Here is a 24,086-nt window from a genome sequence, read left to right as displayed (position 1 = left end):
AAAATTATGCACCAAAAAGCCGCTCCTGGAAATTCCAGGAGCGGCTTTTTTCTCTTAAACCCAACCACGGAAGCGTGCAGCTTCTGCAGTTCTGCGGGCACCTACCATATAAGCGGCAAGTCGCATATCGATATTTCGCGTAGTTGCAACGTTATAGACGTTTTCAAATGCATCAACCAGCTTTTTGTTGAGCTTTTCATCCACTTCTTCTTGAGTCCAGTAATAACCTTGATTATTCTGTACCCATTCGAAGTAAGAAACCGTAACTCCACCAGCACTTGCTAATACATCCGGAACTAAAAGAATACCTTTATCCGTTAAAATCTTCGTAGCTTCTGCAGTTGTCGGACCATTAGCCGCTTCAACTACAATGGAAGCTTTGATGTTCGGTGCGTTTTCAGCTGTAATCTGATTAGAGATTGCAGCCGGAACGATGATATCGCAATCCAACTCAAACAATTCTTTGTTTGTAATGGTGTTGTCAAATAATGTAGTTACGGTACCGAAGCTATCGCGGCGATCCAGCAGATAGTCGATATCCAAACCGTCTGGATCATGCAATGCGCCGTAGGCATCCGAAATGCCGACTACTTTCGCTCCTGCATCGTGCAAGAATTTTGCAAGGAAGCTTCCTGCGTTTCCGAAACCTTGGATAACGACACGAGCGCCTTTCATATTCAAACCGCGTTTTTTAGCAGCTTCATTAATAACAATGGTTACACCTTGAGCAGTCGCTTTATCCCGGCCTTGAGAACCACCTAGGACAATCGGTTTACCGGTAATGAAACCAGGTGAATTGAATTCATCGATTTTGCTGTACTCATCAAACATCCATGCCATGATTTGAGAATTTGTAAATACATCCGGCGCTGGAATATCTTTGTTCGGTCCAACAATCTGACTGATCGCTCTTACATAGCCGCGGCTCAATTTTTCGATTTCGTACATTGACATTTCACGCGGGTCACAGATGATACCGCCTTTACCGCCGCCGTAAGGTAAATCTACAATGCCGCATTTAAGCGTCATCCACATAGACAATGCCATAACTTCTTCACGGTTCACTTCCGGGTGGAAACGCACTCCGCCTTTTGTCGGCCCTACTGCGTCATTATGCTGCGCACGGAATCCAGTGAACACTTTTACATTTCCGTCATCCATTCGAACCGGAATACGCACTTCCATAATTCGCATCGGTTCCTTAAGAAGTTCGTACATCGATTCTTCGTATCCGAGTTTATCCAATGCAGTTTTAATAACGTTCTGCGTTGACGTCAACAAGTTCAGGTTTTCAGCCATTGTTTTAATTCGCCTCTTTATATTTATAGTAATTACTCCGCCACTAGTGTAACATAATTGACTTTGCATTTGCTAGGTAGTTGTTATTTTGCAAATACTTTTTGAATACGTTCAATCGCCCAATCCAAATCCTCTTTTGAGATAACCAAAGGGGGCGCAAAACGGATAACCGTATCATGCGTTTCTTTGCATAATAAACCTAGCTCTTTCAGCTGCTCACAATAAGGGCGAGCTTCTTCTGTCAATTCCATGCCGATGAACAATCCGCGGCCGCGCACTTCTTTAATAGAAGGATGTTCGATTTCGCGAAGTCTTCCCATGAAATATTCTCCAAGTTCAAGAGAACGCTGTGCCAAATTTTCTTCTTGCAGTACTTCCATTGACGCAATCGATACGGCACAAGCAAGCGGGTTGCCGCCGAATGTAGAGCCATGCGAGCCCGGGTTGAATACACCTAGAATATCGCTGTCAGCGACTACACACGAGATCGGGAAGACACCGCCGCCAAGTGCTTTTCCAAGTATGTACATGTCCGGGTTTACGTCTTCCCATTCACACGCGAACATTTTGCCTGTACGTGCAAGGCCGCATTGAATTTCATCGGCAATGAATAGGACGTTATTCTCGCGGCAAAGTTCTCTTGCTGCCTTCAAAAAGCCTTCTTCCGGCATAATGATTCCTGCTTCGCCTTGAATCGGTTCAATCAAGAATGCAGCTGTATTTGGCGTAATAGCAGCTTTTAAGGCTTCAAGATCTCCGAAAGGAATCAAATTGATGCCTGGCAACATTGGCCCGAACCCTCTGCGGTATTCAGGATCAGAAGATAATGATACCGCTGTCATTGTACGTCCATGGAAATTTCCGTTGCACGCAATGATCTCTGCTTGTCCCTCTTCTACCCCTTTAACATCATAAGCCCAGCGACGAGCAGCTTTAAATGCTGTTTCGACCGCTTCTGCTCCTGTGTTCATCGGCAATGCCATTTCTTTTCCAGAAATCTTGCAGATCATTTCATACCAAGGAGCCAGCATGTCATTGTGGAAAGCACGTGAAGTCAACGTTACACGATCCGCTTGGTCTTTCAATGCCTGAATGATTTTCGGATGGCGATGGCCTTGGTTTACTGCAGAGTATGCAGAAAGCATATCCATGAATTTATTGCCTTCTGGATCTTTTACCCATACACCTTCTGCTTCTGTGATGACGATTGGCAGTGGATGATAGTTGTTGGCACCGTATTTTTCAGTAGTTTCAATGATTGTTTGCGTCTTAGTCATGTCAATTCCTCCTTATTTTTAAAAAAGGCAGACGATCAGTCTGCCTTTTCAATGAATAATTATAACATTAACGGAATGATTATAACATTTCAGATGTAGTTTTTGCTTGCAAATGAAGTGTTAAATAATCCGGTCCGCCTGCTTTAGAGTCAGTCCCTGACATATTGAATCCACCGAATGGCTGGTATCCAACGATCGCGCCTGTACAGCCGCGGTTGAAGTAAAGGTTTCCGACATGGAATTCTTCACGCGCTTGCTCCAAGTGTTCGCGGTTGTTCGTGATGACCGCTCCAGTCAAGCCGTATTCCGTGTTGTTGGCAATTTCAAGCGCATGATCAAAATCTTTCGCTTTTGAAATTCCGATGACTGGCCCGAAGATTTCTTCTTGCATAATGCGTGAATTCGGGTCTAAATCTGCAAAGACCGTCGGGTTCACGAAGTAACCTGTCGAATCATCGCCAGTTCCTCCGACCACTAAACGTCCTTCTTCTTTTCCGATTTCGATGTAATCCGTAATTTTTTTGAATGCCGCTGCGTCGATAACCGGTCCCATGAAGTTCGATTGTTCAACTGGATTACCGATCGTCAATTCTTTCGTCAATTCGATAACGCGCTCAAGCACTGTATCGTAAACGTCCTCGACGATCACTGCACGTGAAGCTGCTGAACATTTTTGTCCACTGAATCCGAAGGCTGATTTTACAATCGTTTGAGCAGCCAATTCAAGATCTGCTTCTTTATCAACAACCATTGTATCTTTACCGCCCATTTCAGCGATTAATCGCTTAATCCAGATTTGCCCTTCATTCACTTTAGCTGAACGTTCAGCGATGCGAAGACCGACTGCACGTGATCCTGTGAATGAGATAAAGCGAGTTTTTGGATGATCAACCAAGTAATCTCCAACTTCTCCGCCTGGTCCCGGGATGTAGTTGACTACGCCTGCAGGCATGCCTGCTTCTTCAAGGACTTCGATGAATTTATACGCAACGATTGGAGTTGTTGAAGCAGGTTTTAATAGAACTGTATTTCCTGTAACCATAGCCGCAACCGTTGTCCCTGCCATGATCGCAAATGCAAAGTTCCATGGTGAAATGACAACGCCGACTCCTAGTGGAATGTAGTCATAGCGGTTGTATTCACCCGGACGGCTTTCCACTGGCATGCCGTCTTTTAGACGGAGCATTTGACGGCCGTAGTATTCCAAGAAGTCGATGGCTTCAGCTGTATCGGCATCTGCTTCGTTCCAAGGCTTTCCGGCTTCTTTTGTCAAAAGTGCAGAGAATTCATGCTTGCGGCGGCGAATGATCGCTGCGGCTTTGAATAGTACATCTGCACGCACTTCAGGCTTCACTTTTTTCCATGATTTAAAAGCTTCAAGCGCACTTTGCATCGCTTTTTCAGCTAACTCTTTATTTGATTTAGAAACACGGCCAATGATTTCTTCTTTGTCCGCAGGATTGAATGAAACGATTTTATCTTCAGTCGTAACACGTTCGCCGCCGATGATTAATGGATAGTCTTGCCCAAGATAAGCTTCAACTGTCTTTAACCCTTCCAGGTACGCGTTGCGGTTTTCTTCTTGTGAAAAATCAGTAAATGGTTCGTGTTTATAGGGAATCATGTGAATCCTCCTTGAAATTTGTTTAAGTGCAAAAAAATTTGCACTTACAAACAGTTTATACTTATAATAATGCAAAAGATAATTGCATTTTTCAAGTATTTTAACGAATAAAGTCAAAATAATTTTGGAGTGAAGAACTTGAGTGCGTCTGAAAAGGATCTTTCCTTGTTTTATCAATTCGCAGTTGAACGTGTGGCCGTGGGCATTCACGCCATTGACACCAAAGGAAAAACCATCTTGTACAACGATAAAATGAAAGAAATTGAAGGGTTTGATTTTGAAGAGTTAGCGGATCGTTCGTTGCTTGAAATGTTCCGTTTTGACCAGCATGAGAGTACGCTGCTCCAAGTTCTGCAAAGCGGCATGCCGGTTTTCAATCGAAAACAGACCTACTGGAATCGAAAAGGACAGGAAATCACGACCATCAATGATACGTATCCGGTATTTGAACAAGATCAATTGGTTGGTGCGATTGAGATTTCCCAAGACGTAACTACGCTTGAAAAAGCGGTTTATCAGCCATTGAAAAAATACGAAGAGCCGATTACCTTCAATAGCATTTCAGCCATATCAGACAGTATGCAGCAAGTCATTGACACGGCCGAAAAAGCGGCGATGATCAAATTGCCGGTATTGTTAATCGGCGAAGCGGGAACCGGGAAAGAGTTGATTGCAGAAGCTATCCATTTCGCCTCATCTTCTGAATGGCAGCTGCACACTCTGTATTGCCACGGCACAGACCTGGAAAAGATTGACCGCCTTGGATCCGATTTAGCGGAACATTCCAGCGGCACAATTTACTGTGAACGGATCGACCTTCTTTCCCTCTCTCTCCAAGAGCATTTATTGAAAATGGCCAAATCCCACTCTGCTAAGGACACTTATTTCATTGCCAGTGTCGGTGAAGATCCGGTAGAACTTATCAGCTCGGAAAAATTGCTGAAAGAGCTGTATTATTTCTTTTCCGCAATGACGATTCAATTGCAGCCGCTGCGCAATCGGAAAGAAGACATCGTGCCCTTCGTTGAAGACTATCTATCACGCCACCGGATGCATTTTGGGTCGATCGTGTCCGGTCTTGACGATGAAGTGGAAGAATTGTTTTTATCGTACGACTGGCCAGGCAATTTAAAAGAGCTCGAACTGATAATGGATGAAGCGACTTCCCTGTTGACCACTCAAGAAAAAATTACGTACCAGCTGCTGCCGCAGCATTTCAAAGTGAAGGCCCAGCGAAGCGGCTCTGCCACTCCTGAGGATTTCATCCTCCATTCTGGAAAAGAGTTGCTGCCGCTGGATGATTATTTGCTGGAAGCGGAGATCTACTACCTTCAAAAAGCGATGGACTTGCATCGAGGCAATGTCACGAAAGCGGCGGCTGCACTCGGCATGAGCCGGCAAAACCTACAATATCGGCTGCGGAAAATCAAAAAAAACGAAGCGCAAGGATAACCTTGTGCTTCGTTTTTTTGTGTCGGCTTTACAGCCGGCTTCATTTTAATTATTGTCCAGAACGTTTGATCCACTCTTGCATTTTGTCTTTCAATGAGTTGAATCCTTCTGAATCATTTTCATTCACGTGCGACTGAAGAGATTGCTTTGGTTTTTCGCTGCGTTGAGCTGCTGGTGGCTGCTCTTGCAATGCGCGGATTGACAAGCTGATTTTTTTAGATTTTTCATCAACTTCCAAAACTTTTACGTCTACTTCTTGGCCGACTGAAAGATATTCGCTGACTTCTTTTACGTAGCCGTGAGTAATTTCTGAAATGTGAACCAAGCCTTGTGTTTGCTCGTCAAGCGCTACAAATGCACCGTATGGCTGGATTCCTGTTACTTTTCCTGAGACTGTGTCTCCTGTTTGATATGTTTTTGTCATGTTCTACCCGCTCCTAGTCTTATCTAAATTATCCTATACACCTATTGGCATCTGTATATTATAGCACAACATAGGCGGTAGAGTAAAATCAGTACATATCCATGTTGCCGATACGCCATCCTTTGTCTGTTTTGAACAAGGCGTGGCCATTGCCCATCATGTATTCTGCACCTGTTTCTTTCAATTCATATTGAATTCTGCCGGAAGGCCGCAAATTGAGATCGTAATGCAAAGTTTCGCTTGAGAACAGCAATCGGCTAATCTCCGATAATTTCGGGACGGCTCTCGTTTTTAACTGTTCCATGAAATAATCACTGTCCATCGCTACCACATCTTCTTCCGATAGCTGTTGCATCGCTGCATAGTCTTCCACTTCTCTTGCATAGAAGAACATTCCGGAAATCTCCCCTGCTGTCAGCGTCTCGAGCATATCCTGGTCAAAGCCACTTGCGAATTTTTCATACAGAGCTTTTACTCTCGCTCGATATTCCGGCTCTTCTTCAAGTACATAGGATTCAATCATCTGGTTTTCAACCAGCCACGTATGATTTTCTTCCATGATCAATTTTGGCGTAGGCTCACTGATCATGCCTTGCATGCCATAACTCATACTCGGATACAAAAATAGTTTGCGTCCTTCTCGGCCTACACCGTCTTTCGCCGTTTCCACCCATCTCACATTTTCAAAAATATCGGGCTGCTTTCTCCATTGGGACAAGAATTGTTCTTTTCCAGGCTTCAATCCATTCTCAGCGGTCAAATGCCACATTGTTTCTTTGTCTTCAAGTTTATTCGCATAATAATAGAGGAATAAAATATCGAGCGGCTCCACATTTTCCAATAAGGCCGCATCATGTTTTTTTGAAAATGCCTTATACCGTTTTTCGGTCTCGGAAAAATCAAAATTCGCTAGATCCACCATCCGATGATCTACTTTTACATCCCCGTTCGGCATTTTCTCAGCCAGTTTCTGTTCTTTCTCCAAGTAAAGTGCCTGAACGATATCGGTATAAGCCAAAGCGTCGTAACTTTCAGATTTGGTCCAGCCGCTCGCTTCCATCTCTTCGACAATCGGCAAAAGCGTATAAATCAGCGGATTTCCGGACTGAATCATCATTTCTTTCCAAGCCGTCTGGTATTTTTCATGGACGACGCCTTTGCTGTCGAATATCGGATCTGCATCCGACCCTTTCACCATCAGCCAAAAACTGTGCTGGAAAATGTATTCAAACTCCAAATACAAGCGCGAATAATTTTCCGATTCAATTAAAGCTAATTCCATTGTATTCAATACATAGGGCATAAATTCGGCCTCGACCAACAAACCTTGTTCATCAAAATACGGTTCATTTTGCAATAAACGCGAATACTCATTCGTGTAGAAATCCATATTCAGCACTTCATTCGAGAAAAGGGTCTCCATATTGCGCCGCGAAATAAACTGCTCTTCATACGGATGCGTGAAAATCATCAAGCCTTGTTCATTCATTCCACCCAGCAATAGCTGGATATCTTCAGGCAGCTTTTTCTGGTTAGCCATCAATTTTTCAGGAGAAAGTTCACCTTCGAATTTCATTTTCGCCAATTCTTTCTGATGGACAAGAAGGGCCATATCAATGACGCCCATGATTTCTTTCGTTTTCAGCGCATACTCATGCAGGAATTCCTGGGATTCTTCCGACGGCAAAGCAATCCCGCTTAAACTGTCAACCATTCCCCGAGGAGTCTCGATGCTTATTAAAGCCTTTTTCATTTCCTTCTCCAATATTTTGGGGTCATTCTCCATCTTCTTGATGTTCTTATCACTTAAAATGCGCTTCAATTTTGCATCGGCCTCTTTGACATAGCTGAATTGGTCGAAGACTTTCTGCTGGATGCCCATTCGCTCAGGCGCCGTTTTCCGCACTTCTTTATACTTGGCACGCCAGTCCTCAATCAATTCTCTTGTGATTTTCTCACCTTCTTCATCTGCTGAAGCGGTGACTTTTGGATTTTCATCATTCAACATAAATGAGGCACCGATTACTCCCGTTAGAAACAAGCCCGCTGCAACGAGCAGCGCAGCTACTTTCTTGTTTGGGGCTGTGTTCCGGACACTTGTCTTTTTTGAAAGCTCGGGTTTTTCTTCCGGCTCGCCACTCAGTAAATCCTCCTCTTCTACCATGGTCTGGATGCGGCTATACGATTTTCCCACGAACTCAATTCTTTTCTCTGTTTGGCCGTTGCTTTCCAACTGTAAAGCAGTTGCCAAACTTTCTACCGCTATAGCCAGTTCATCCTCGATTTCCTCCGAGTCGCGGCCCGTCAATAACGCCAGTTCTTCTTTATTCTTTTGATGAAAATAAAATAAAGTGAAAATCACTCTTCTGTTTTTCGGCAATTGTTGGATCGCATGATGCGTTTCCAAATCTTCTTCAAAACGCAGCAGCTTTTCTGTTTCACCTGCCGGCTGCTCCTCTGAATATTCGTTTAAAAGAGCCATAGCCTGTTCATAAATGGCCATTTCGGCTTGTTCAATATCGATTTTGGAAAGTTGTTTTCCAAATGCTCGATAGGCCGCTTCCTGGTAGAGAGCCAGTCTATCTGACGGCACACCGTTTTGATAGCCGAATTGCCCAATAACGGATCCCTGATTCCTGCACCATTCCCCAAAAGACGTCCTATCGCCCGCCTGCGCTTCTCGAAATAATTCTTCCTCTCTCAAGTAATTCCGCCCCTTGCATTAAAGGAATATTCAATCTTTTCCTTTTTCTGTTTATTATACACGATAAATAACCTGTGATTTGAAATAGTTCTATTTTTTTCAATGGACCTCGTGTAGAATGAAAAAATCTATACATTATAGGAGTGAAGAAATGGAAAAACGCGAACAATGGACTTCAAAGCTCGGCTTTATTTTAGCTGCTGCCGGCAGTGCGATCGGTTTAGGAGCTATCTGGAAATTCCCTTATGAAACCGGATCGAACGGCGGCAGTGTCTTTATTTTAATGTTTATCGTCAGTACAATTGCCATCGGCCTCCCCATCCTGCTTGCAGAATTTGTGATTGGCCGACGCGGACAAGCGGATGCCGTGACGGGGCTTAAAAAACAGGCTCCCGGCAAAAAGTGGTTTTTGATCGGCTGGTCCGGCTTTTTCTTCTCTTTCATGATCTTGTCGTTCTACAGTGTGGTTGGCGGATGGATTCTGTCTTATCTCGGCCGCGCGCTATTATTGCAATTATCCAATCTTGGAGACAATGCATTTGCCGACTTGTTTAATGGCATTATCGGCAATCCACTTGAAGTTCTCCTCGCACAAGCCGCGTTTATGTTATTGACGATCTGGATTGTCCAAGGCGGCATCCAAGCGGGAATTGAACGTGCCAGCAAAGTGATGATGCCGGCTCTATTGATTTTCTTCGTTGTATTGATGGTCCGCTCCCTGACGTTGGACGGAGCTATGGCCGGCGTCGAATTCATGTTTGTCCCGGACTGGTCCTTCTTTACTTTTGATACCGCTTTGACGGCTTTAGGCCAAGCTTTTTTCTCGCTTAGCGTCGGTGTGGCTGGTATGATCACGTATGCATCTTATTTATCGAAATCGGAAAATTTAACGCGTTCAGCGATGAGCGTGGTTTCGTTGAACATCATTATTTCCATCATGGCGGGATTGATCATTTTCCCGGCAGTCTTCGCATTAGGCTATTCTCCTGACCAAGGTCCAGGACTTGTGTTCATCATCTTGCCAGCGATTTTCGATCAGCTGTTCATGGGTGAATTCTTAATCATCATCTTCTTTATCTTGATGCTATTTGCTACTTTGACTTCTTCCATCTCGATGCTTGAGATTGTCGTATCGATCGGTGTGAAAAATAAATACGAACGCCGCCGGAAAATTGCTTGGCTTTACGGATTGATGATTTTCCTAGTCGGGATTCCAAGTGCCTTATCATTCGGGGTCATGTCCGATCCGTTTCTATTCGGCTATACTTTCTTTGACTTTGTCGATGTGCTGACAAGTAAAATCGGCTTGCCGCTCGGAGCCCTGTTCATTTCGTTATTCGCCGGCTATGTTCTGAAAAAAAACGATGTCCAAGCAGAACTCGGCGGAGCGTCAACATGGGTGAGTGTCTGGACGGTACTTGTCAGATACGTAGCCCCAATTGCCATCGTAATTGTCTTTATCCAAGGGATTATCGACGCTTTCTAAACGAATTGTCTGTAAAATGCCATAATATTCGCCTAGCGAAATAAAAAGAATATGGTATTATTTCCATATAGGAAAGTATCACCATGCAAAGGAGTGTTTCACTATGAAAAAAGATTTAGCTGCTCAATTAACATTTTTGCGTGAAGAGCGTAATTTAACACTTGATGAACTGGCTTTAAAAGCAAGAGTCGGCGTTGCTCGCCTCCAAGCTTATGAATCCGGGGAAGAAGTGCCTTCGCTCCAAACAATTTTGAAACTCTCAAACGCGCTTGAAGTTCCGTCTTCCAATTTGACAGACGGTTTAACAACAGCAAAATAAAAAAAGCTTTCGGCAAATTGTGCCGAAAGCTTTTTTCTTTAGATGATGCATTTCGCTTCGTATTTCAACGCCAAGAGCTTGTATGAAATCTCCACGCATTTTTCCAAAGGAATCCATTTCTCATAAGAGACTTCATAGATGCTTTGGATTTGCTTGGCTAAATCGGAAGGATGGTCCAATACTTGCAATTGGTCCACAACATTGCCGATCTCTACTCCGTACCGCTCTTCCCCGATTGCAAAAGGATCCCATTCTTCCAAGACTCTCACAGCTTTTCGGTTCATTTCACTCATACCCATCGTTTTCACCTGACATTTCTATAGTATTACAAGCTATAATAGCACAATGCCCAAAAAAGAAAAGGAAGCTGGCCAATCCAGCTCCCTTTCCACTCACTGCTCTAGAACTTCGATAGACTCGATAATGACATCAACAACCGGTTTGTCTGCTTCTGCGGTTTCAACTGCCGCTATCGCATCCACGGTTTCCAATCCTTCAATCACTTGGCCAAAGACAGTATGCTTTCCGTCAAGCCAAGGTGTGCCACCCAATTCTTCGTACGCTTCCCTGATTTGATCCGTATGGATTTCGTTGAAGGCATTCGGGTCAGCAGCAGAGGCTTGAACAATGAAGAACTGGCTGCCATTTGTGCCAGGTCCAGCGTTTGCCATAGACAAAGCTCCTCTGAAATTATAAAGGTTTTTACTGAATTCATCTTCAAAGCTCTCTCCGTAAATGCTTTCACCCCCGCCGCCAGTGCCAGTCGGGTCACCGCCTTGGATCATGAATTCATTCATGACACGATGGAACGTGATGCCTTCGTAGTAGCCTTCTTCAGCATGCGTCAAAAAGTTCTCGACCGCTTTTGGTGCATGTTCCGGGAAAAGTTTGATTTTCATAGTTCCCATCGATGTTTTCATTTCCACCAATGCTTCGCCTTCAGCCACTTCATTGGAAAGCTGCGGCAATTCCACTTCTTCTTGCGATTCAGAAGCGGTGTCAGAAGACGTCTCAGCTTCTTTTGGTTCTTCCTTTTGATTGGCCGTTTCTTCTCCGCTCGAACAAGCCGTTAATACGGCGGCCAATAAAATCAATAATGCGATTTTCATTTTCATCTCGATTCACCCCCGCTCTAGTTTATCACAAGATTTTTCCGAATTCATCCACAGTTCACCTTACTTTTTTCGTAAGGCGAAATAATATATAATAAGAGGTAGATGAGTGGTTCAGAAAGAAGGGGTTCACTGAATGGATACACAAAAAAAGAACTTTTTCATTATTATGTTTTCCAATTTCCTTGTAGCGGGGAAGCACCACTATGATTATGCCTTTCCTTTCCCTCTATATTGAATCGATGGGCAATTTCACCGAAGAGTATGTGCAGAGATGGGCTGGGCTAGTCTTCGGTGTGACCTTTGTCGCCGCTTTGATCATGTCGCCCATTTGGGGCCGGATTGCTGATAAATACGGCTACAAACCTATATTGATCATCAACGGGTTCGGTATTGCAATCAGCATTTTCCTCATGGGTACGGCTGATTCAGTGCCGCAATTGTTTTTTATCCGTCTATTTATGGGATTGGTTACCGGATTTATCCCGACTTCCCTCGCCTTTGTGAGTTCGCAGACAGCGAAGGAAACTGCCGGCAAAACGCTCGGCACTCTTCAGATGGGCAGTGTTTCCGGAACACTTTTCGGTCCGGTTATCGGCGGGCTGATGGCTGATACATTCGGCTTTATCTACACTTTCGTTATCACTTCCGGCGTAATTGGGCTTGCTGCATTGATCGTCGCAGTCGGGTTGAAGGAAGTTAAAAAAGTGAAGAAAAAGAATGCCCATGTCTATGCCAGAAAAACCATTGTTCAGGGGATTTTAAATCACCGGCTGCTTTTGAACGTAATGATCATCACTTCCCTTATCCAAATCGGAAACTTTAGTATTCAGCCTTTATTGTCTTTATACGTTTCCCATTTGACGGACAGTACGAATGTCGCTTTGCTTGCCGGGATCACCTTTAGTGCGACCGGCGTCGGGAATTTGCTTTTTGCGCGGCGCTGGGGGCGGCTCGGAGATCAGATCGGCTACGAACGCGTTTTGACTTTCTTGCTGATTCTTGCTTTTGTCTTTATCGTCCCGCAAGCATTCGTCACTGAGCTTTGGCAATTGATGATCTTGCGTCTGTTGTTCGGTATTGCTGTCGGCGGCATGATTCCGACAACCACGGCCTTGATGCGGCGTGAAGCGCCCATTGAGATTCAAGGGGAAGTCATGGGCTATAACACGAGCTTCCGATTCCTCGGCAATATCGTCGGTCCGATGTTTGGCGGCATTGTCAGCGGGTTCATCGGCATTCCGGCTGTCTTTGTGGTCACCGGCGTTTTGTTCCTCGTGTCGTTCTTCTTCTTGAAATATACGACTTCCAAACCGGAACAGGATTTCGAAGACGTTTTGCTTGAGCAAGAACTAAAATCCACATAAACAAAATTCAATAAAATAAAGCAGTGATTTCTCTCAGGAAATCGCTGCTTTTTTGTTTTCTATACGTTTTCACAAATTTTTCTTAATTGAGTTTCTTCCTATTTCTAAAGCTTTGGAATTTCTGCTTCTTTTACAGGCGCACAAATGTGCAACGGTGCAAAATCTGGCTATGTACGTTATAATTTCTCTAGAAACTCATCATGAATGCGCTTGAAAGGAGGATTCATTTGTCACTTGTGTTTTTGATTTTTTTACCATTGATTGCAGCATTGTTCATCCCGCTGTTATTTAAAAAACTCGGACGCATCCATACGGGTTGGTTTGTCTTGATTGTTCCAGTGGTTCTGTTCATCTATTATTTAACGCTGCTGCCGACGACGCTTGAAGGCGGTACGCTTGTTTCAGAGTTGAGTTGGATCCCTTCGATTGATCTTGCCATTGTGGCCTATATAGATGGGTTAAGCCTTCTGTTCTCGCTTTTGATCAGCGGAATAGGAGCTCTTGTCGTTTTGTATTCCATTTTTTATTTGGATAAGAAGCGCGAACAGTTACATAATTTTTACGTCTATTTGCTGATGTTCATGACAGCAATGCTTGGCGTTGTCCAATCAGATCATATGATTTCCCTTTACCTTTTCTGGGAACTTACTTCGATTTCCTCATTCTTATTGATCGGTTACTGGTATACCCGGGACCGTTCGCGTTTTGGGGCGTTAAAATCGATGATGATCACGGTATTTGGCGGCTTGATGATGCTCGGAGGGTTTGTGCTGCTGAGTATTATGGGCAATACTTATTCGATACGGGAGCTCATTTCCCAAGCTCCGGAACTTGCAACTCATGAGTTCTTTGTTTGGGCTTTGGTCTTGATTTTACTTGGAGCCTTTACGAAATCCGCTCAATTCCCATTCTATATTTGGCTGCCGGATGCGATGGAAGCGCCGACTCCTGTCAGTGCCTATCTCCACTCAGCAACCATGGTTAAAGCCGGCCTTTATCTGGTCGCCCGCTTTACCCCGATTTTCGCTGTTTCCGGAACTTGGATTTGGCTGGTTACCGGCGTCGGATTGTTTACGCTGTTCTGGGGATCGTTCTTTGCACTGAAACAAAAAGACTTAAAAGGAATCTTAGCGTTTTCCACTGTTTCACAGCTCGGGTTAATCATGAGCCTTCTCGGTGCTTCCGCTATGGGCTTCCATGTGGATAATGCAGCTGAGACTGTCTTTAAATATGCCGGCTTTGCTGCCATTTTCCATTTGGTCAACCATGCTGTCTTTAAAGGAAGCCTCTTTATGATTGCTGGAATTGTCGACCATGAAACAGGTACACGCGATATACGTAAGCTCGGCGGTTTGATGAGTTTGATGCCGATCAGCTTTACGATCGCGATGATTGGTTCATTTTCGATGGCCGGAATTCCACTATTCGGCGGATTCCTCAGTAAGGAAATGTTCTTAACAGCGATGCTCGCCATTACTGAATTTGATTTATTCTCGATGGATGTTTGGGGATTGTTATTCCCAGTAGTGGCATGGATTGCGAGCGTATTTACGTTCATCTATAGTTTTTATTTTGTTTTCCACACGTTCGCTGGTAAACATAAGCCGGAAGAATTGCCGAAAAAAGCGCATGAAGCGCCAATCGGCATGTTGATTTCCCCTGCTATTTTAGCTGTTTTGGTCATCACGATTTTCTTCATCCCGAACTTTGTCGGTAAATGGATCGTGAATCCCGCGGTTGCGGCGATTCAACCATTCTTATATGATTCACCGTCTGATGTCCATGTCCATGTAGCTGCATGGCACGGAAGCATCACGCCGGAACTGGCAATGACTATTGGAATCTTCATCATCGGCGGGTTGATGTTCTGGACGCTCCGCAAATGGCAGCGCTCCTACGATGCCTTCCCGGATAAAGTCTCGCTTAACCGCCTATACGATAATCTTATGTATTTGAGCGACGGCGGGGCCAATCGCTTTTCAGCCGTTTATATGACGGGGTTCATCCGCTCTTACCTTGTTTATATGTTCGGATTCTTCATCTTGATTGTTCTCAGCACTTTGGTGTTGAATGAAGCTTTCGCATTCGATCTTTCGGATTTAGCTCCGATCGGATTTTATGAAATCGTCATTGTGCTCGCTTTAGTTGGTGGGACCATTACGATTTTGGCCGCCAAATCAAGACTGACGGCCATCATTGCACTGGGCGCTGTCGGTTATTCCGTCGCTTTGTTCTTCGTTATTTTCCGGGCACCGGATTTAGCATTGACGCAATTGGTTATTGAAACAATTTCAGTGGCATTGTTCCTGTTAGCGTTCTACCATTTGCCGAAATCAAGCAAAAAAGAAGAGCGCATACGCTTTAAAGTGGGCAATGGTTTAATCGCTTTAGGAGTCGGGGTCACCATGACTCTCGTTGCTTTATCCGCCCACTCGCAGAAAATCCTGCCTTCCATTTCCGAATATTATAAGGAAACTGTCTATTCGGAAGCTGGCGGCGGAAATATCGTCAACGTCATCCTTGTCGATTACCGTGGGTTTGATACGCTATTTGAAATTACTGTTCTTGGCATCGCCGGTATTGGGATTATTACGATGATCAAACTCCGTTTAACGAAAAAGGAGGGCCAACATGAGAACAAATGATGTGATGTTAAAAACCGTAACAAAAGTTGTGACATTCATCATCTTGATGTTTGCGGTCCACATCTTTTTTGCTGGCCACTATACACCGGGCGGCGGGTTTGTCGGCGGCTTGCTGACAGCCAGCGCCATTGTCCTTTTGATGCTGGCCTTCGATATTGAAACGGTGAAGAAAATCATCCCGGTCAATTACGTGATGCTGACTGCGATCGGTTTACTGATTGCGGTCGCAACAGCAGGCGCTTCTATTTTCTTTAACGTGCCTTTCTTTACCCATGCTTATGACTATTTTGACTTGCCATTGTTCGGCAAAACGTCTCTGCATTCAGCTGCATTATTCGATCTCGGTGTCTATCTGGTTGTTGTTGGAGTTACGATGACCATTATTCAAACGATTGGAGAGGATGAATAATGGAAATTATTATGTCTTTTGTCATCGGCTTTCTTTTTATGGCCGCGGTTTACTTGATGCTTTCTAAAAGTTTGATTCGCATCATTATCGGAACTGGCCTTCTTAGCCACGGCGCCCACCTCTTGATTTTAACGATGGGCGGGCTTGGCGGAACTGCCCTGCCAGTCGTTGCTGACGGTGTCAGCGTGAGCGACTATGCAGATCCGTTGCCTCAAGCTTTGATATTGACAGCAATCGTTATTTCTTTTGCTGTAACTTCGTTTTTCCTGGTGCTTGCTTACCGGGCATATCAGGAACTAGGCACCGATAACATGAATTTAATGAGAGGAACTGAAGACAATGATTAATTTACTTCTGTTTCCGATTTTAATTCCCTTGTTATTTGCTGCCATCTTGTTATTCTTTCCTAAAAACATTAGCCTGCAGCGCATCATTGCAGCTGCCGCTGCCGCTGCTACTTTGATTTCGGTGCTGTTCCTCCTTTTCAAAGTGAAAGCTGATGGTATCCAAGCGGTCACTCTAGGTAGTTGGGATGCGCCGTTCGGCATAACGATGGTATCAGATTTGCTGTCTGTACTCCTTGTACTGAGTGCGACAATCATCACATTGTTCGTCATTTTTTACAGCATGCCGACAATTGGAATTGAACGGGAAAAATCTTTCTATTATCCAGCTGTCCTGTTTTTATTGGTTGGAGTCAACGGAGCATTTACAACAGGGGATATTTTTAACTTGTTCGTATTCTTCGAAGTGCTGCTCATGGCGTCCTATATGTTGATCGTTCATGGCGGCGAAAAACCGCAATTGCGTGAATCCATTAAATACCTTTTGGTAAACATCATTTCATCTGCATTTTTTGTTGCTGGAGTTGCTTATCTGTATTCGGTGACCGGCACTCTTAATATGGCTGACTTGGCTGTAAAGATTCCTCAAATTGAGGCTACCGGTATCTTGACGGTAATTGCTGTAATGTTCCTTGTGGTCTTCGGATTTAAAGCAGCTATCTTCCCGCTTTATTTCTGGCTTCCAGGTGCATATTATGCGCCGCCGATTCCTGTACTTGCGTTGTTTGGAGCTTTGCTGACAAAGGTCGGTGTATATGCGATCATCCGTACATATACGTTGTTCTTCACCATGAACATAGCGTTTACGCATGAATTGCTCGGCATCATCGCCATCTTGACGATTCTTGCAGGATGCGTTGGCGCCCTTGCCTATTTCGATGTCAAAAAAATCATCATTTATAACATCATCATCGCTGTAGGGGTTATTTTGTTCGGTGTAGCGCAGATGAACGAAGCAGGGATTGAAGGATCTCTCTTCTACCTCATCCATGACATGCTGATCAAAGCAGCGCTATTCTTCCTGATTGGAATTGTTGCTGTCTTATTCGGCACTTCCAACCTGCGGGAAATGGGCGGATTGATAAAGACTTACCCTGTCCTGGGCTGGGTCTATCTCATCGCCGCTTTTGGACTTGCCGGCATTCCCCGCTTAGCGGATTCCCTGGGAAACTATTGATTGTCCAAGGCGGATTTGAAGGCCCGCAGTTCTGGGGCAGCATTGTCGTGCTTGCGACAAGCTTGCTTGTGCTGTTGAGTGTGATCCGTATTTTCATTTATGCCTTCTGGGGCGAGCCCGTGGAAACTGTCCCGCTAAAAAAACGCAGCTATTACCAAATGTTCATCCCTGCTGTCATCCTTGTAGGATTAACCGTCATTCTCGGAGTGGGTGCGGAAATGTTCATGCCCTTCATCAAAGGAGCAGGAGAAGTTCTACTAAATCCATCCATCTATATAGATGCGGTATTAAAGGAGTAGATGACGATGGCTTTGCAAATTTTACTTAATTTCTTCCTGGCAGGCGTTTGGATGTTCATGACGAACTCCTTTTCGCCTACGGGATTCGCAATCGGCTTTTTGGTCGGCCTGCTTCTCGTGATATTAATGCGGCGGTTCTTCAGCCATCGCTTGTATCTTTTAAGAATTTGGGCAGTGATCTCGCTTTTCTTCCTTTTCTTGAAAGAGTTATTGATGTCCAGTATTTCCGTTTTCAGGTTAGTAATCCGGCCACGCATGAATATCCGGCCAGCTATTTTCGAACTTGAAACTGAATTGAAAGAAGACTGGGAAGTTACCTTGCTTTCAGCATTGATCACATTGACGCCCGGCACTCTGGTCGTCGGCATTTCCGATGATCAGAAAAAATTATACATCCATGCCATTGATTTTGAAGACATCGATGATGCTGTTTCCTCGATCAAGAACACATTTGAAAGAGCGATTATGGAGGTGAGCCGGCCATGATGATGTTTTACTGGATTGCCTTGATCGTTATCAGTTGCGCTTTTGTTGGACTCTTATACCGGCTTGTCAAAGGCCCGACAGTGGCAGACCGTGTCGTCGCACTGGACGCCCTTGGTGTAGCCTTGGTCTCCATCATTGGATTGCTGTCGCTCATCATCGGCACCGAATTCTTTTTGGAAATCATCTTGCTGTTAAGCATCTTGTCGTTTATCGGCACGACGGCTTTTGCGAAATTCATTGAGAGAGGAGAGATTTTCGATCGAAACGACAATCGCTAATATCCTCATAATTATTCTGATCAGCACAGGCGTCATTTTCAGTGCCGTCACGGCACTTGGGCTTGTGCGTCTTCCCGATGTGTATACACGGACTCACGCAGCTTCTAAAAGCTCTACACTCGGTGTCATGTGTATACTTGGTGGAACGTTTATCCACTTCTGGTTGATTGAAGATCATTTTAACTCCCAGCTGATCATTGCGATCATTTTCCTGTTCATCACTTCGCCGGTAGCTGGCCATTTGATCGGACGCGCATCTTATATATCCGGCATCAAACTGGCTGAAGAAACGGTACGTGATGATATGAAAGAAGCAGTCGCAAAGAAAAAGCGGCAACAATAAAAACAAGCGGGTATGCGCCAATCGCATACCCGCTTGTTTTTTTATCATTTACGCTTCTTCTGCCATTTTCTCAACCATCATGGCAAGCGTCCGAACCATCGCACCTGTTCCGCCTTGTGGTCCAAGATCATGGGCAGACGCTGCATGGGACGTGCCTGCAATATCCAAATGGATCCAAGGCGTATTGTCTACAAATTCACCGACAAATCCGCCGCCGAAAATCATATGGCCATCGCGTCCCGGTGAGTTGTTTAAATCCGCTACATCGCTTTTACGGATCCGCTTTTTGTCATTCTCCGTCAAAGGAAGTCTCCAAACGAATTCCCCGGTTTCCTCCGAAGCTTCAAGGAAAGTTTCAAAAAATGCTTCATCGTTCGTCAAAGCACCCGTTTTATCATTTCCTAATGCTACGATGACACCGCCGGTTAACGTCGCCACATCTATGATATGAGTAGCGCCCATCTGTTTTGCATAGGTCACAGAATCCGCCAGCACCAAACGCCCTTCAGCATCAGTGTTCAGGATTTCGATTGTTTTGCCGCTTAAAGACGTAATCACATCATCCGGCTTGAAAGCATTGCCTGACACCATATTATCTGTCGATGCGATGACCGCGATAACGTTTTTCTCCGGCTTCAACTCACCGATGACTTTCATCGCACCGAGAACTGCTGCCGCTCCGCCCATATCGCCTTTCATGCCGACGATGCCATCTTTCGGCTTCAAGGAGTAGCCGCCCGTATCAAACGTAATCCCTTTGCCGACCAGCGCAAGCGGCTCTTCAAAGTTCTCAGTTGCTTTGTACTTCAATACGATCAGGCGAGGTTCTTCGACAGATCCTTGGTTAACTGCTAAAATCGCACCCATTCCGAGCTCTTCCATTTCAGCTTTGCCGAGAATCTCTGTTTCAAATCCGTATGTTTCGCCTAATTCCTTTGCATAGTCTGCCATAGCTGTCGCCGTCAATAAATTCGCAGGCATATTGACCAGCGTACGGGCTTCATTGACTGATTGGCCAAATACATGTCCGATAAAAGCGGAAGCCTGCAATTCTTCTGCATCGTCTTCCGATAAAACCGCTAATGTTTCCAAGGCCACATCCGCTTCATTTGAAGAAGTTTTATAATCATCGAATTTATAAGTGCCCATTGTAATGCCCTCAACGGCTAAATAAGCTGCATCTTCTGAAGAGATCTCATCATTCAGGAATGAATCCAAATAGACGGCTGCCTTTTTAATTTTTTTCTTAGCCAGCTCTTTTCCGACATGGCCGAAAGCTGTCCGAATAGTGTCTTCCGTCAATTTTTTACGGTCATTCAGACCGATAAAAAGAACGCGCGGAATAGAACCGGATAGCGCCGGATATGTAATGATTGAATTCAAATCAAACGGCAAGTCGCCTTTGACCCATTCTTCCAGCATACCGTTAAAGCGCTCAGAAAACGCTTCCCACCCTTTGCTGTTTTCTGGGTGGCGGCTTAAACCTACGATTAAAATATCCGCTTCCGCTTGAGCTGCATCCGATTGTACGACTAATTCCATATTATTTCCCCCTTAAATTGACTTCCACTTCTAGTTTAGCATTTATTCAGTATACGGGGTAGTTCGGAGTCCGAAATGATTTTTGATAAATCAATAAATCCCATATGTTATACTAAAGCAATATCTTCTATGGAAAGGTTGTTTACGGGATGGAACTATTTTCTAATTTGCCGCTGATGATTGCACTTTTCGCTATTCTCTTTGCCCAATTTGTTAAAATTCCTATTCAATATGCCGTTACCCGTGAACTGGATTGGAAATTATTTTCTTCAACCGGAGGAATGCCCAGTTCACATTCGGCTGCTGTGACTTCCTTAACTACGGCCGTAGCGTTTGAACACGGGGTCGATTCCACCATTTTTGCAGTGGCCGCGGTGTTCGCTGTCATCACGATGTATGATGCCACTGGCGTCAGATTCCAAGCTGGACAGCAAGCTTTGACCATCAACAAGATGCGCAACGATTTCTATCTTTTCATGGACGAAACCAGAAAATGGCCGCAGAAAAAAGAGGAAGAGAGAATAGCAGAACTCAAAACGCTTCTCGGCCATAAACCGAGCGAAGTGTTTATAGGCGCCCTTACCGGTATCGCCCTTGCTTTTGTTTTCTATGGGATCCTGCGTTAAAAATGGACTTTTCTTCTCAAAACCGAAAAAATCCGCCAAGCCTTTGAATCGGCCTGGCGGATTTTCTATGTTGAAATTTAGAACATTTGATAACCGCTTTTACGCAAGATTTTCATGACGAATCCGGAAGTAATTGCTCCAGCCCAGCCTGCAAGCAATACGGCAATATCGCTTCCTGTAAGCGAAGTGATGGTATCGCCAAGCATCGAGAAGGACTCGCCTGGATCTGTGAAATAGCTGAAAAAGCCGACATCATCAATGACCAGCAAGATGACGATCGGATAGACGATTGCCATCAGCCATGTCATCCGAAGCAGCATATTCAATAAAAAACCGATGCCGAAAAACATTACGTAAAACAGTAAAACCGAAATGATCAATTGGACAATGCTAAATGAAGTATTCATGAATTCTAACCTCCGTTATTCCTTTCATCAGTTTACCCGAAAGTCCTGCCCCTTTCAATCACACAATCCCGAGTTCATTGCTTTGTCACATTAAAACCGATCTTACGGCATGTATTTGGGTAAAGCCTTAAATTTGGTTCGCTTTATTCATTTTATCTGTTTTATAAGCATTGAAAAAAGCGTTCATGGGAGTCTTCTCCCATGAACGCTTGCATTGGTGATGCCTTTACTTTTTGCCGGATCCAGAACAGCAGGAGCACGTTTCCGAACCGCCCAAACGCAATTGGAAATAGCCTTTGCCTGCACAATATGGGCATTGATTCGCAGACTTTGCTTTTTTGAAGATAGTCATTCGAAACACCTCCTCCTGTTATCGTTTTAATATTCTGATAATATAACACGGCTGTTTAATACTTGCAAGAAAATTCAATGAATTGTAAACGGATACATTAACCTTTATCTCGTTCATTCGCTATTCTGCTCATTTATCCTCTATTTTTTAAAGAATAGTTTATAGGAAGAATACCCGAATACATCCCCCGGATCTACGTCTTCAATGGCTTCAAACCCTTCATCAAGCAGAAAATCCGCCATTTCATGAAGCATGACCGAAGCATCCGGATCTGCCGACAGCTCTTCAGGAGATCGCCACGCCGCTTCGTACAGTTCATCCAGTTGCGCTTTGATTCTTTGTTGCTCATCTACCGGTTTCAACAGGAAAATCCCCATATTATCGCTCACTTCTTCTCGTATGACTCCCGAACGAAAGCCAACCAGCCCAAACAGCGTGCAGTCGATTCCGGTTTCTTCTTTCACTTCTCGCATAGCGGCCTGATCGATTGTTTCATCGGCATTCACAAATCCTGCAGGCAATGACCACTTGCCATGCAGACCGCCGTACCTCTTCTTGACAACGAGCCATTCATTTTTCGAATTCACCACTAAACCGGCTGCGCCTAACCAGACATTGCCCCGTTTGCTCTTTTTCATCCCGTCAGCTCCTTTAACCAAAAAAACTCCCAGTTGAACTGCGCTTCCGTTGTTAGATCGCTCTAACAATTTCGGTGCAGTTCAAGATGGGAGATTTTGCTTCTCTTATAGAACGTTGAATTTACCTTTTTTCATAACTAATCCTGGTCCGCCAACCATTAGAAGTGCACGGTTATCGATCATTTTTTTCATGAATGAAGCGCGTTTACCAGTAATTTTCTTGCCGAACACCACACCGATTGCGTCATTTTCACCTAATGAGCAAACTGTTCCTTTTAAGTCAGGAACGAATGGGTGAGTTTCTTCGCCTTTGATCAAAGCGTTGATATTGTTTGCCACTGCTTGCCCTTGCTGCATTGCAATTTGGGCTGTCGGTGGGTATGGACGGTTCGTTTCTTCGTTGATCATCAATGCACAGTCACCGATCACGAATACATCTGAATGTCCAGGAGCACGAAGGTCTGCATCCACTTTTACGCGAGCGCGCATGTTTTCGATGCCTGATTCTTCGATTAGCTTGCTTCCGCGAACTCCAGCAGCCCAAACAACTGTACCTGCTTTGATGAATTCAAACTCATCATCGCCTTTTTTGATGTTAACGCCTTCTGGAGTAGCTTCAACGACTGGAGTGCCAATTGAGAACTCGATGCCTTTAGATTCTAAATGGCCAACTGCATAGCTGACAAGTTCAGGATCAAATCCAGGCAATACCATTGGGGCCGCCTCTACACAAACTACGCGAACTTTTTCGCGAGGAACGTCATACTCTTTGCATAATTCCGGTACACGGTTACCCAGTTCTCCTAAGAACTCGATTCCTGTAAATCCGGCTCCGCCTACAACGATTGTCAAACGGCTGTCGTCTTTTACATCTTCTGTAGACCACGTCGCAAATTGGAATTCAATATGCTCACGGATATAACGGGCAGCTTTGACGTTCGCAATTGAAAGTGCGTATTTGTCCAATCCAGGAATTCCGAAAGTTTCTCCTTCGAAGCCTAAACCGATAACTAGATAATCGTATGTAAACACACCATTGTCAGTTGTCACTTTTTTGCCTGCAACATCAATTGCTTCAACTGTCGCTTGGACGAATTTTGTTTTTACGCTGTCAATAACATCTTTGATATCATAGCGAACTTGCTCTGGCAATAATGTACCAGCTGCTGCTTCATGCAACCAAGTGCTTTCGTAATGGTATTCGTTTTTATTGATCAACGTAATATCTGCGGCATCAGTGCCAAGAACTTTTTGCAAGTTAACTACAGTCATCAATCCACCGTAACCTGCTCCTAATACTAATATTGACGGTCTTTTCAACACAATCGCAACCACCTTCAAGTCATTTTTTTAAACAGAAAAAGTTTAATTATAAATCATAGTAGTGCCAATAAACTCCTACCCTCTATATTAGCCCTTTTACCAGTTGATTTCAACTGGATTCTCCCTCTTCCAATAGCGTGCATACTGAACGGC

The 24,086-nt window shown here is 44.4% G+C and carries 22 protein-coding genes and 2 pseudogenes; 12 read left to right on the top strand and 12 right to left on the bottom strand.

The genetic code is table 11. The annotated features are described in order from the left end of the window. Positions 1 to 54: 54 nt before the first annotated feature. From L0M13_RS06460 to pruA, 3 genes are all read right to left on the bottom strand, one after another. Positions 55 to 1,299 (bottom strand): Glu/Leu/Phe/Val family dehydrogenase, encoded by a 1,245-nt coding sequence (locus L0M13_RS06460; protein WP_235198805.1) that lies wholly within the window; start codon positions 1,297 to 1,299, stop codon positions 55 to 57. An 83-nt stretch (positions 1,300 to 1,382) separates the two neighbouring features. Then, complete coding sequence (locus L0M13_RS06455; RefSeq protein ID WP_235198804.1) at positions 1,383 to 2,576, bottom strand: ornithine--oxo-acid transaminase; 1,194 nt, start codon at positions 2,574 to 2,576, stop codon at positions 1,383 to 1,385. Positions 2,577 to 2,655: 79 nt separating this feature from the next. Next, positions 2,656 to 4,200: an L-glutamate gamma-semialdehyde dehydrogenase gene (pruA, locus tag L0M13_RS06450; RefSeq protein WP_235198803.1), complete on the bottom strand. Its 1,545-nt coding sequence runs from the start codon at positions 4,198 to 4,200 to the stop codon at positions 2,656 to 2,658. A gap of 138 nt (positions 4,201 to 4,338) precedes the next feature. On the opposite strand from pruA, the gene L0M13_RS06445 reads away from it, so the two are divergent. Continuing rightward, positions 4,339 to 5,652, top strand: coding sequence for an AAA-type ATPase lid domain-containing protein (locus L0M13_RS06445; protein WP_235198802.1), 1,314 nt, complete (start codon positions 4,339 to 4,341; stop codon positions 5,650 to 5,652). Between the two features lie 49 nt (positions 5,653 to 5,701). Here the strand turns inward: L0M13_RS06445 and yugI are convergent, their stop codons facing one another. Continuing rightward, a complete protein-coding gene (yugI, locus tag L0M13_RS06440) occupies positions 5,702 to 6,076 on the bottom strand; it encodes a S1 domain-containing post-transcriptional regulator GSP13 (RefSeq protein ID WP_235198801.1) in 375 nt (124 codons plus the stop codon). 88 nt (positions 6,077 to 6,164) lie between these two features. Next, a complete protein-coding gene (locus tag L0M13_RS06435) occupies positions 6,165 to 8,780 on the bottom strand; it encodes an RNA polymerase sigma factor (RefSeq protein WP_235198800.1) in 2,616 nt (871 codons plus the stop codon). A gap of 151 nt (positions 8,781 to 8,931) precedes the next feature. Between L0M13_RS06435 and L0M13_RS06430 the strand changes: the two genes are divergently transcribed. Further along, positions 8,932 to 10,266: a sodium-dependent transporter gene (locus L0M13_RS06430; protein ID WP_235198799.1), complete on the top strand. Its 1,335-nt coding sequence runs from the start codon at positions 8,932 to 8,934 to the stop codon at positions 10,264 to 10,266. 103 nt (positions 10,267 to 10,369) lie between these two features. Continuing rightward, positions 10,370 to 10,585: a helix-turn-helix domain-containing protein gene (locus L0M13_RS06425; RefSeq protein ID WP_235198798.1), complete on the top strand. Its 216-nt coding sequence runs from the start codon at positions 10,370 to 10,372 to the stop codon at positions 10,583 to 10,585. A 38-nt stretch (positions 10,586 to 10,623) separates the two neighbouring features. Here the strand turns inward: L0M13_RS06425 and L0M13_RS06420 are convergent, their stop codons facing one another. Both L0M13_RS06420 and L0M13_RS06415 read right to left on the bottom strand, forming a co-directional pair. Beyond that, positions 10,624 to 10,869, bottom strand: a complete 246-nt coding sequence (locus L0M13_RS06420; protein WP_397443521.1) for a DUF1871 family protein — start codon at positions 10,867 to 10,869, stop codon at positions 10,624 to 10,626. Positions 10,870 to 10,977: 108 nt separating this feature from the next. Next, complete coding sequence (locus L0M13_RS06415) at positions 10,978 to 11,700, bottom strand: peptidylprolyl isomerase (protein ID WP_311195634.1); 723 nt, start codon at positions 11,698 to 11,700, stop codon at positions 10,978 to 10,980. 133 nt (positions 11,701 to 11,833) lie between these two features. On the opposite strand from L0M13_RS06415, the pseudogene L0M13_RS06410 reads away from it, so the two are divergent. The 8 genes and pseudogenes from L0M13_RS06410 to mnhG all read left to right on the top strand — a co-directional run bounded on the left by L0M13_RS06410 (position 11,834) and on the right by mnhG (position 19,045). Then, positions 11,834 to 13,064: pseudogene (locus tag L0M13_RS06410) on the top strand (MFS transporter). Between the two features lie 227 nt (positions 13,065 to 13,291). Next, complete coding sequence (locus tag L0M13_RS06405; RefSeq protein ID WP_235198796.1) at positions 13,292 to 15,709, top strand: Na+/H+ antiporter subunit A; 2,418 nt, start codon at positions 13,292 to 13,294, stop codon at positions 15,707 to 15,709. After that, the gene (locus L0M13_RS06400) at positions 15,696 to 16,118 is read left to right on the top strand and encodes a Na(+)/H(+) antiporter subunit B (RefSeq protein WP_235198795.1); all 423 of its coding nucleotides are present in this window, start codon (positions 15,696 to 15,698) and stop codon (positions 16,116 to 16,118) included. The genes L0M13_RS06405 and L0M13_RS06400 overlap by 14 nt, the downstream gene beginning before the upstream one ends. Further along, positions 16,118 to 16,465, top strand: coding sequence for a Na(+)/H(+) antiporter subunit C (locus L0M13_RS06395; protein ID WP_235198794.1), 348 nt, complete (start codon positions 16,118 to 16,120; stop codon positions 16,463 to 16,465). The genes L0M13_RS06400 and L0M13_RS06395 overlap by 1 nt, the downstream gene beginning before the upstream one ends. Further along, positions 16,458 to 17,938, top strand: a pseudogene (locus tag L0M13_RS06390) (Na+/H+ antiporter subunit D). Before L0M13_RS06395 ends, L0M13_RS06390 begins: the two are co-directional and overlap by 8 nt. Before the next feature lie 6 nt (positions 17,939 to 17,944). Then, positions 17,945 to 18,424, top strand: coding sequence for a Na+/H+ antiporter subunit E (locus L0M13_RS06385; RefSeq protein ID WP_235198793.1), 480 nt, complete (start codon positions 17,945 to 17,947; stop codon positions 18,422 to 18,424). Then, entirely contained in the window at positions 18,421 to 18,702 is a 282-nt protein-coding gene (locus tag L0M13_RS06380) for a Na(+)/H(+) antiporter subunit F1 (protein ID WP_235198792.1), read from the top strand. The genes L0M13_RS06385 and L0M13_RS06380 overlap by 4 nt, the downstream gene beginning before the upstream one ends. Continuing rightward, complete coding sequence (mnhG, locus tag L0M13_RS06375; protein WP_235198791.1) at positions 18,662 to 19,045, top strand: monovalent cation/H(+) antiporter subunit G; 384 nt, start codon at positions 18,662 to 18,664, stop codon at positions 19,043 to 19,045. Before L0M13_RS06380 ends, mnhG begins: the two co-directional genes overlap by 41 nt. A 48-nt stretch (positions 19,046 to 19,093) precedes the next feature. On the opposite strand, the gene L0M13_RS06370 is transcribed toward mnhG, so the two are convergent. After that, on the bottom strand, positions 19,094 to 20,587 hold the full coding sequence (locus L0M13_RS06370; protein ID WP_235198790.1) for a leucyl aminopeptidase: 1,494 nt from the start codon (positions 20,585 to 20,587) through the stop codon (positions 19,094 to 19,096). A 149-nt stretch (positions 20,588 to 20,736) separates the two neighbouring features. On the opposite strand from L0M13_RS06370, the gene L0M13_RS06365 reads away from it, so the two are divergent. Next, positions 20,737 to 21,213 (top strand): divergent PAP2 family protein, encoded by a 477-nt coding sequence (locus tag L0M13_RS06365; protein WP_235198789.1) that lies wholly within the window; start codon positions 20,737 to 20,739, stop codon positions 21,211 to 21,213. Positions 21,214 to 21,290: 77 nt separating this feature from the next. Here the strand turns inward: L0M13_RS06365 and L0M13_RS06360 are convergent, their stop codons facing one another. The 4 genes from L0M13_RS06360 to L0M13_RS06345 all read right to left on the bottom strand — a co-directional run bounded on the left by L0M13_RS06360 (position 21,291) and on the right by L0M13_RS06345 (position 23,930). Next, positions 21,291 to 21,620: a YuiB family protein gene (locus L0M13_RS06360; protein WP_235198788.1), complete on the bottom strand. Its 330-nt coding sequence runs from the start codon at positions 21,618 to 21,620 to the stop codon at positions 21,291 to 21,293. Positions 21,621 to 21,846: 226 nt separating this feature from the next. Beyond that, positions 21,847 to 21,972: a YuiA family protein gene (locus L0M13_RS06355; RefSeq protein WP_235198787.1), complete on the bottom strand. Its 126-nt coding sequence runs from the start codon at positions 21,970 to 21,972 to the stop codon at positions 21,847 to 21,849. Positions 21,973 to 22,112: 140 nt separating this feature from the next. Further along, a complete protein-coding gene (locus L0M13_RS06350; protein ID WP_235198786.1) occupies positions 22,113 to 22,610 on the bottom strand; it encodes an NUDIX domain-containing protein in 498 nt (165 codons plus the stop codon). A 105-nt stretch (positions 22,611 to 22,715) separates the two neighbouring features. Continuing rightward, the gene (locus tag L0M13_RS06345; protein ID WP_235199276.1) at positions 22,716 to 23,930 is read right to left on the bottom strand and encodes an NAD(P)/FAD-dependent oxidoreductase; all 1,215 of its coding nucleotides are present in this window, start codon (positions 23,928 to 23,930) and stop codon (positions 22,716 to 22,718) included. Positions 23,931 to 24,086: the final 156 nt, after the last annotated feature.

This window comes from Planococcus sp. 107-1, assembly GCF_021513255.1.
Taxonomy (GTDB): Bacteria; Bacillota; Bacilli; order Bacillales_A; family Planococcaceae; genus Planococcus.
The sequence above is the reverse complement of the archived record's forward strand: the minus strand, read 5'-3'. Positions and strand labels throughout refer to the sequence as shown.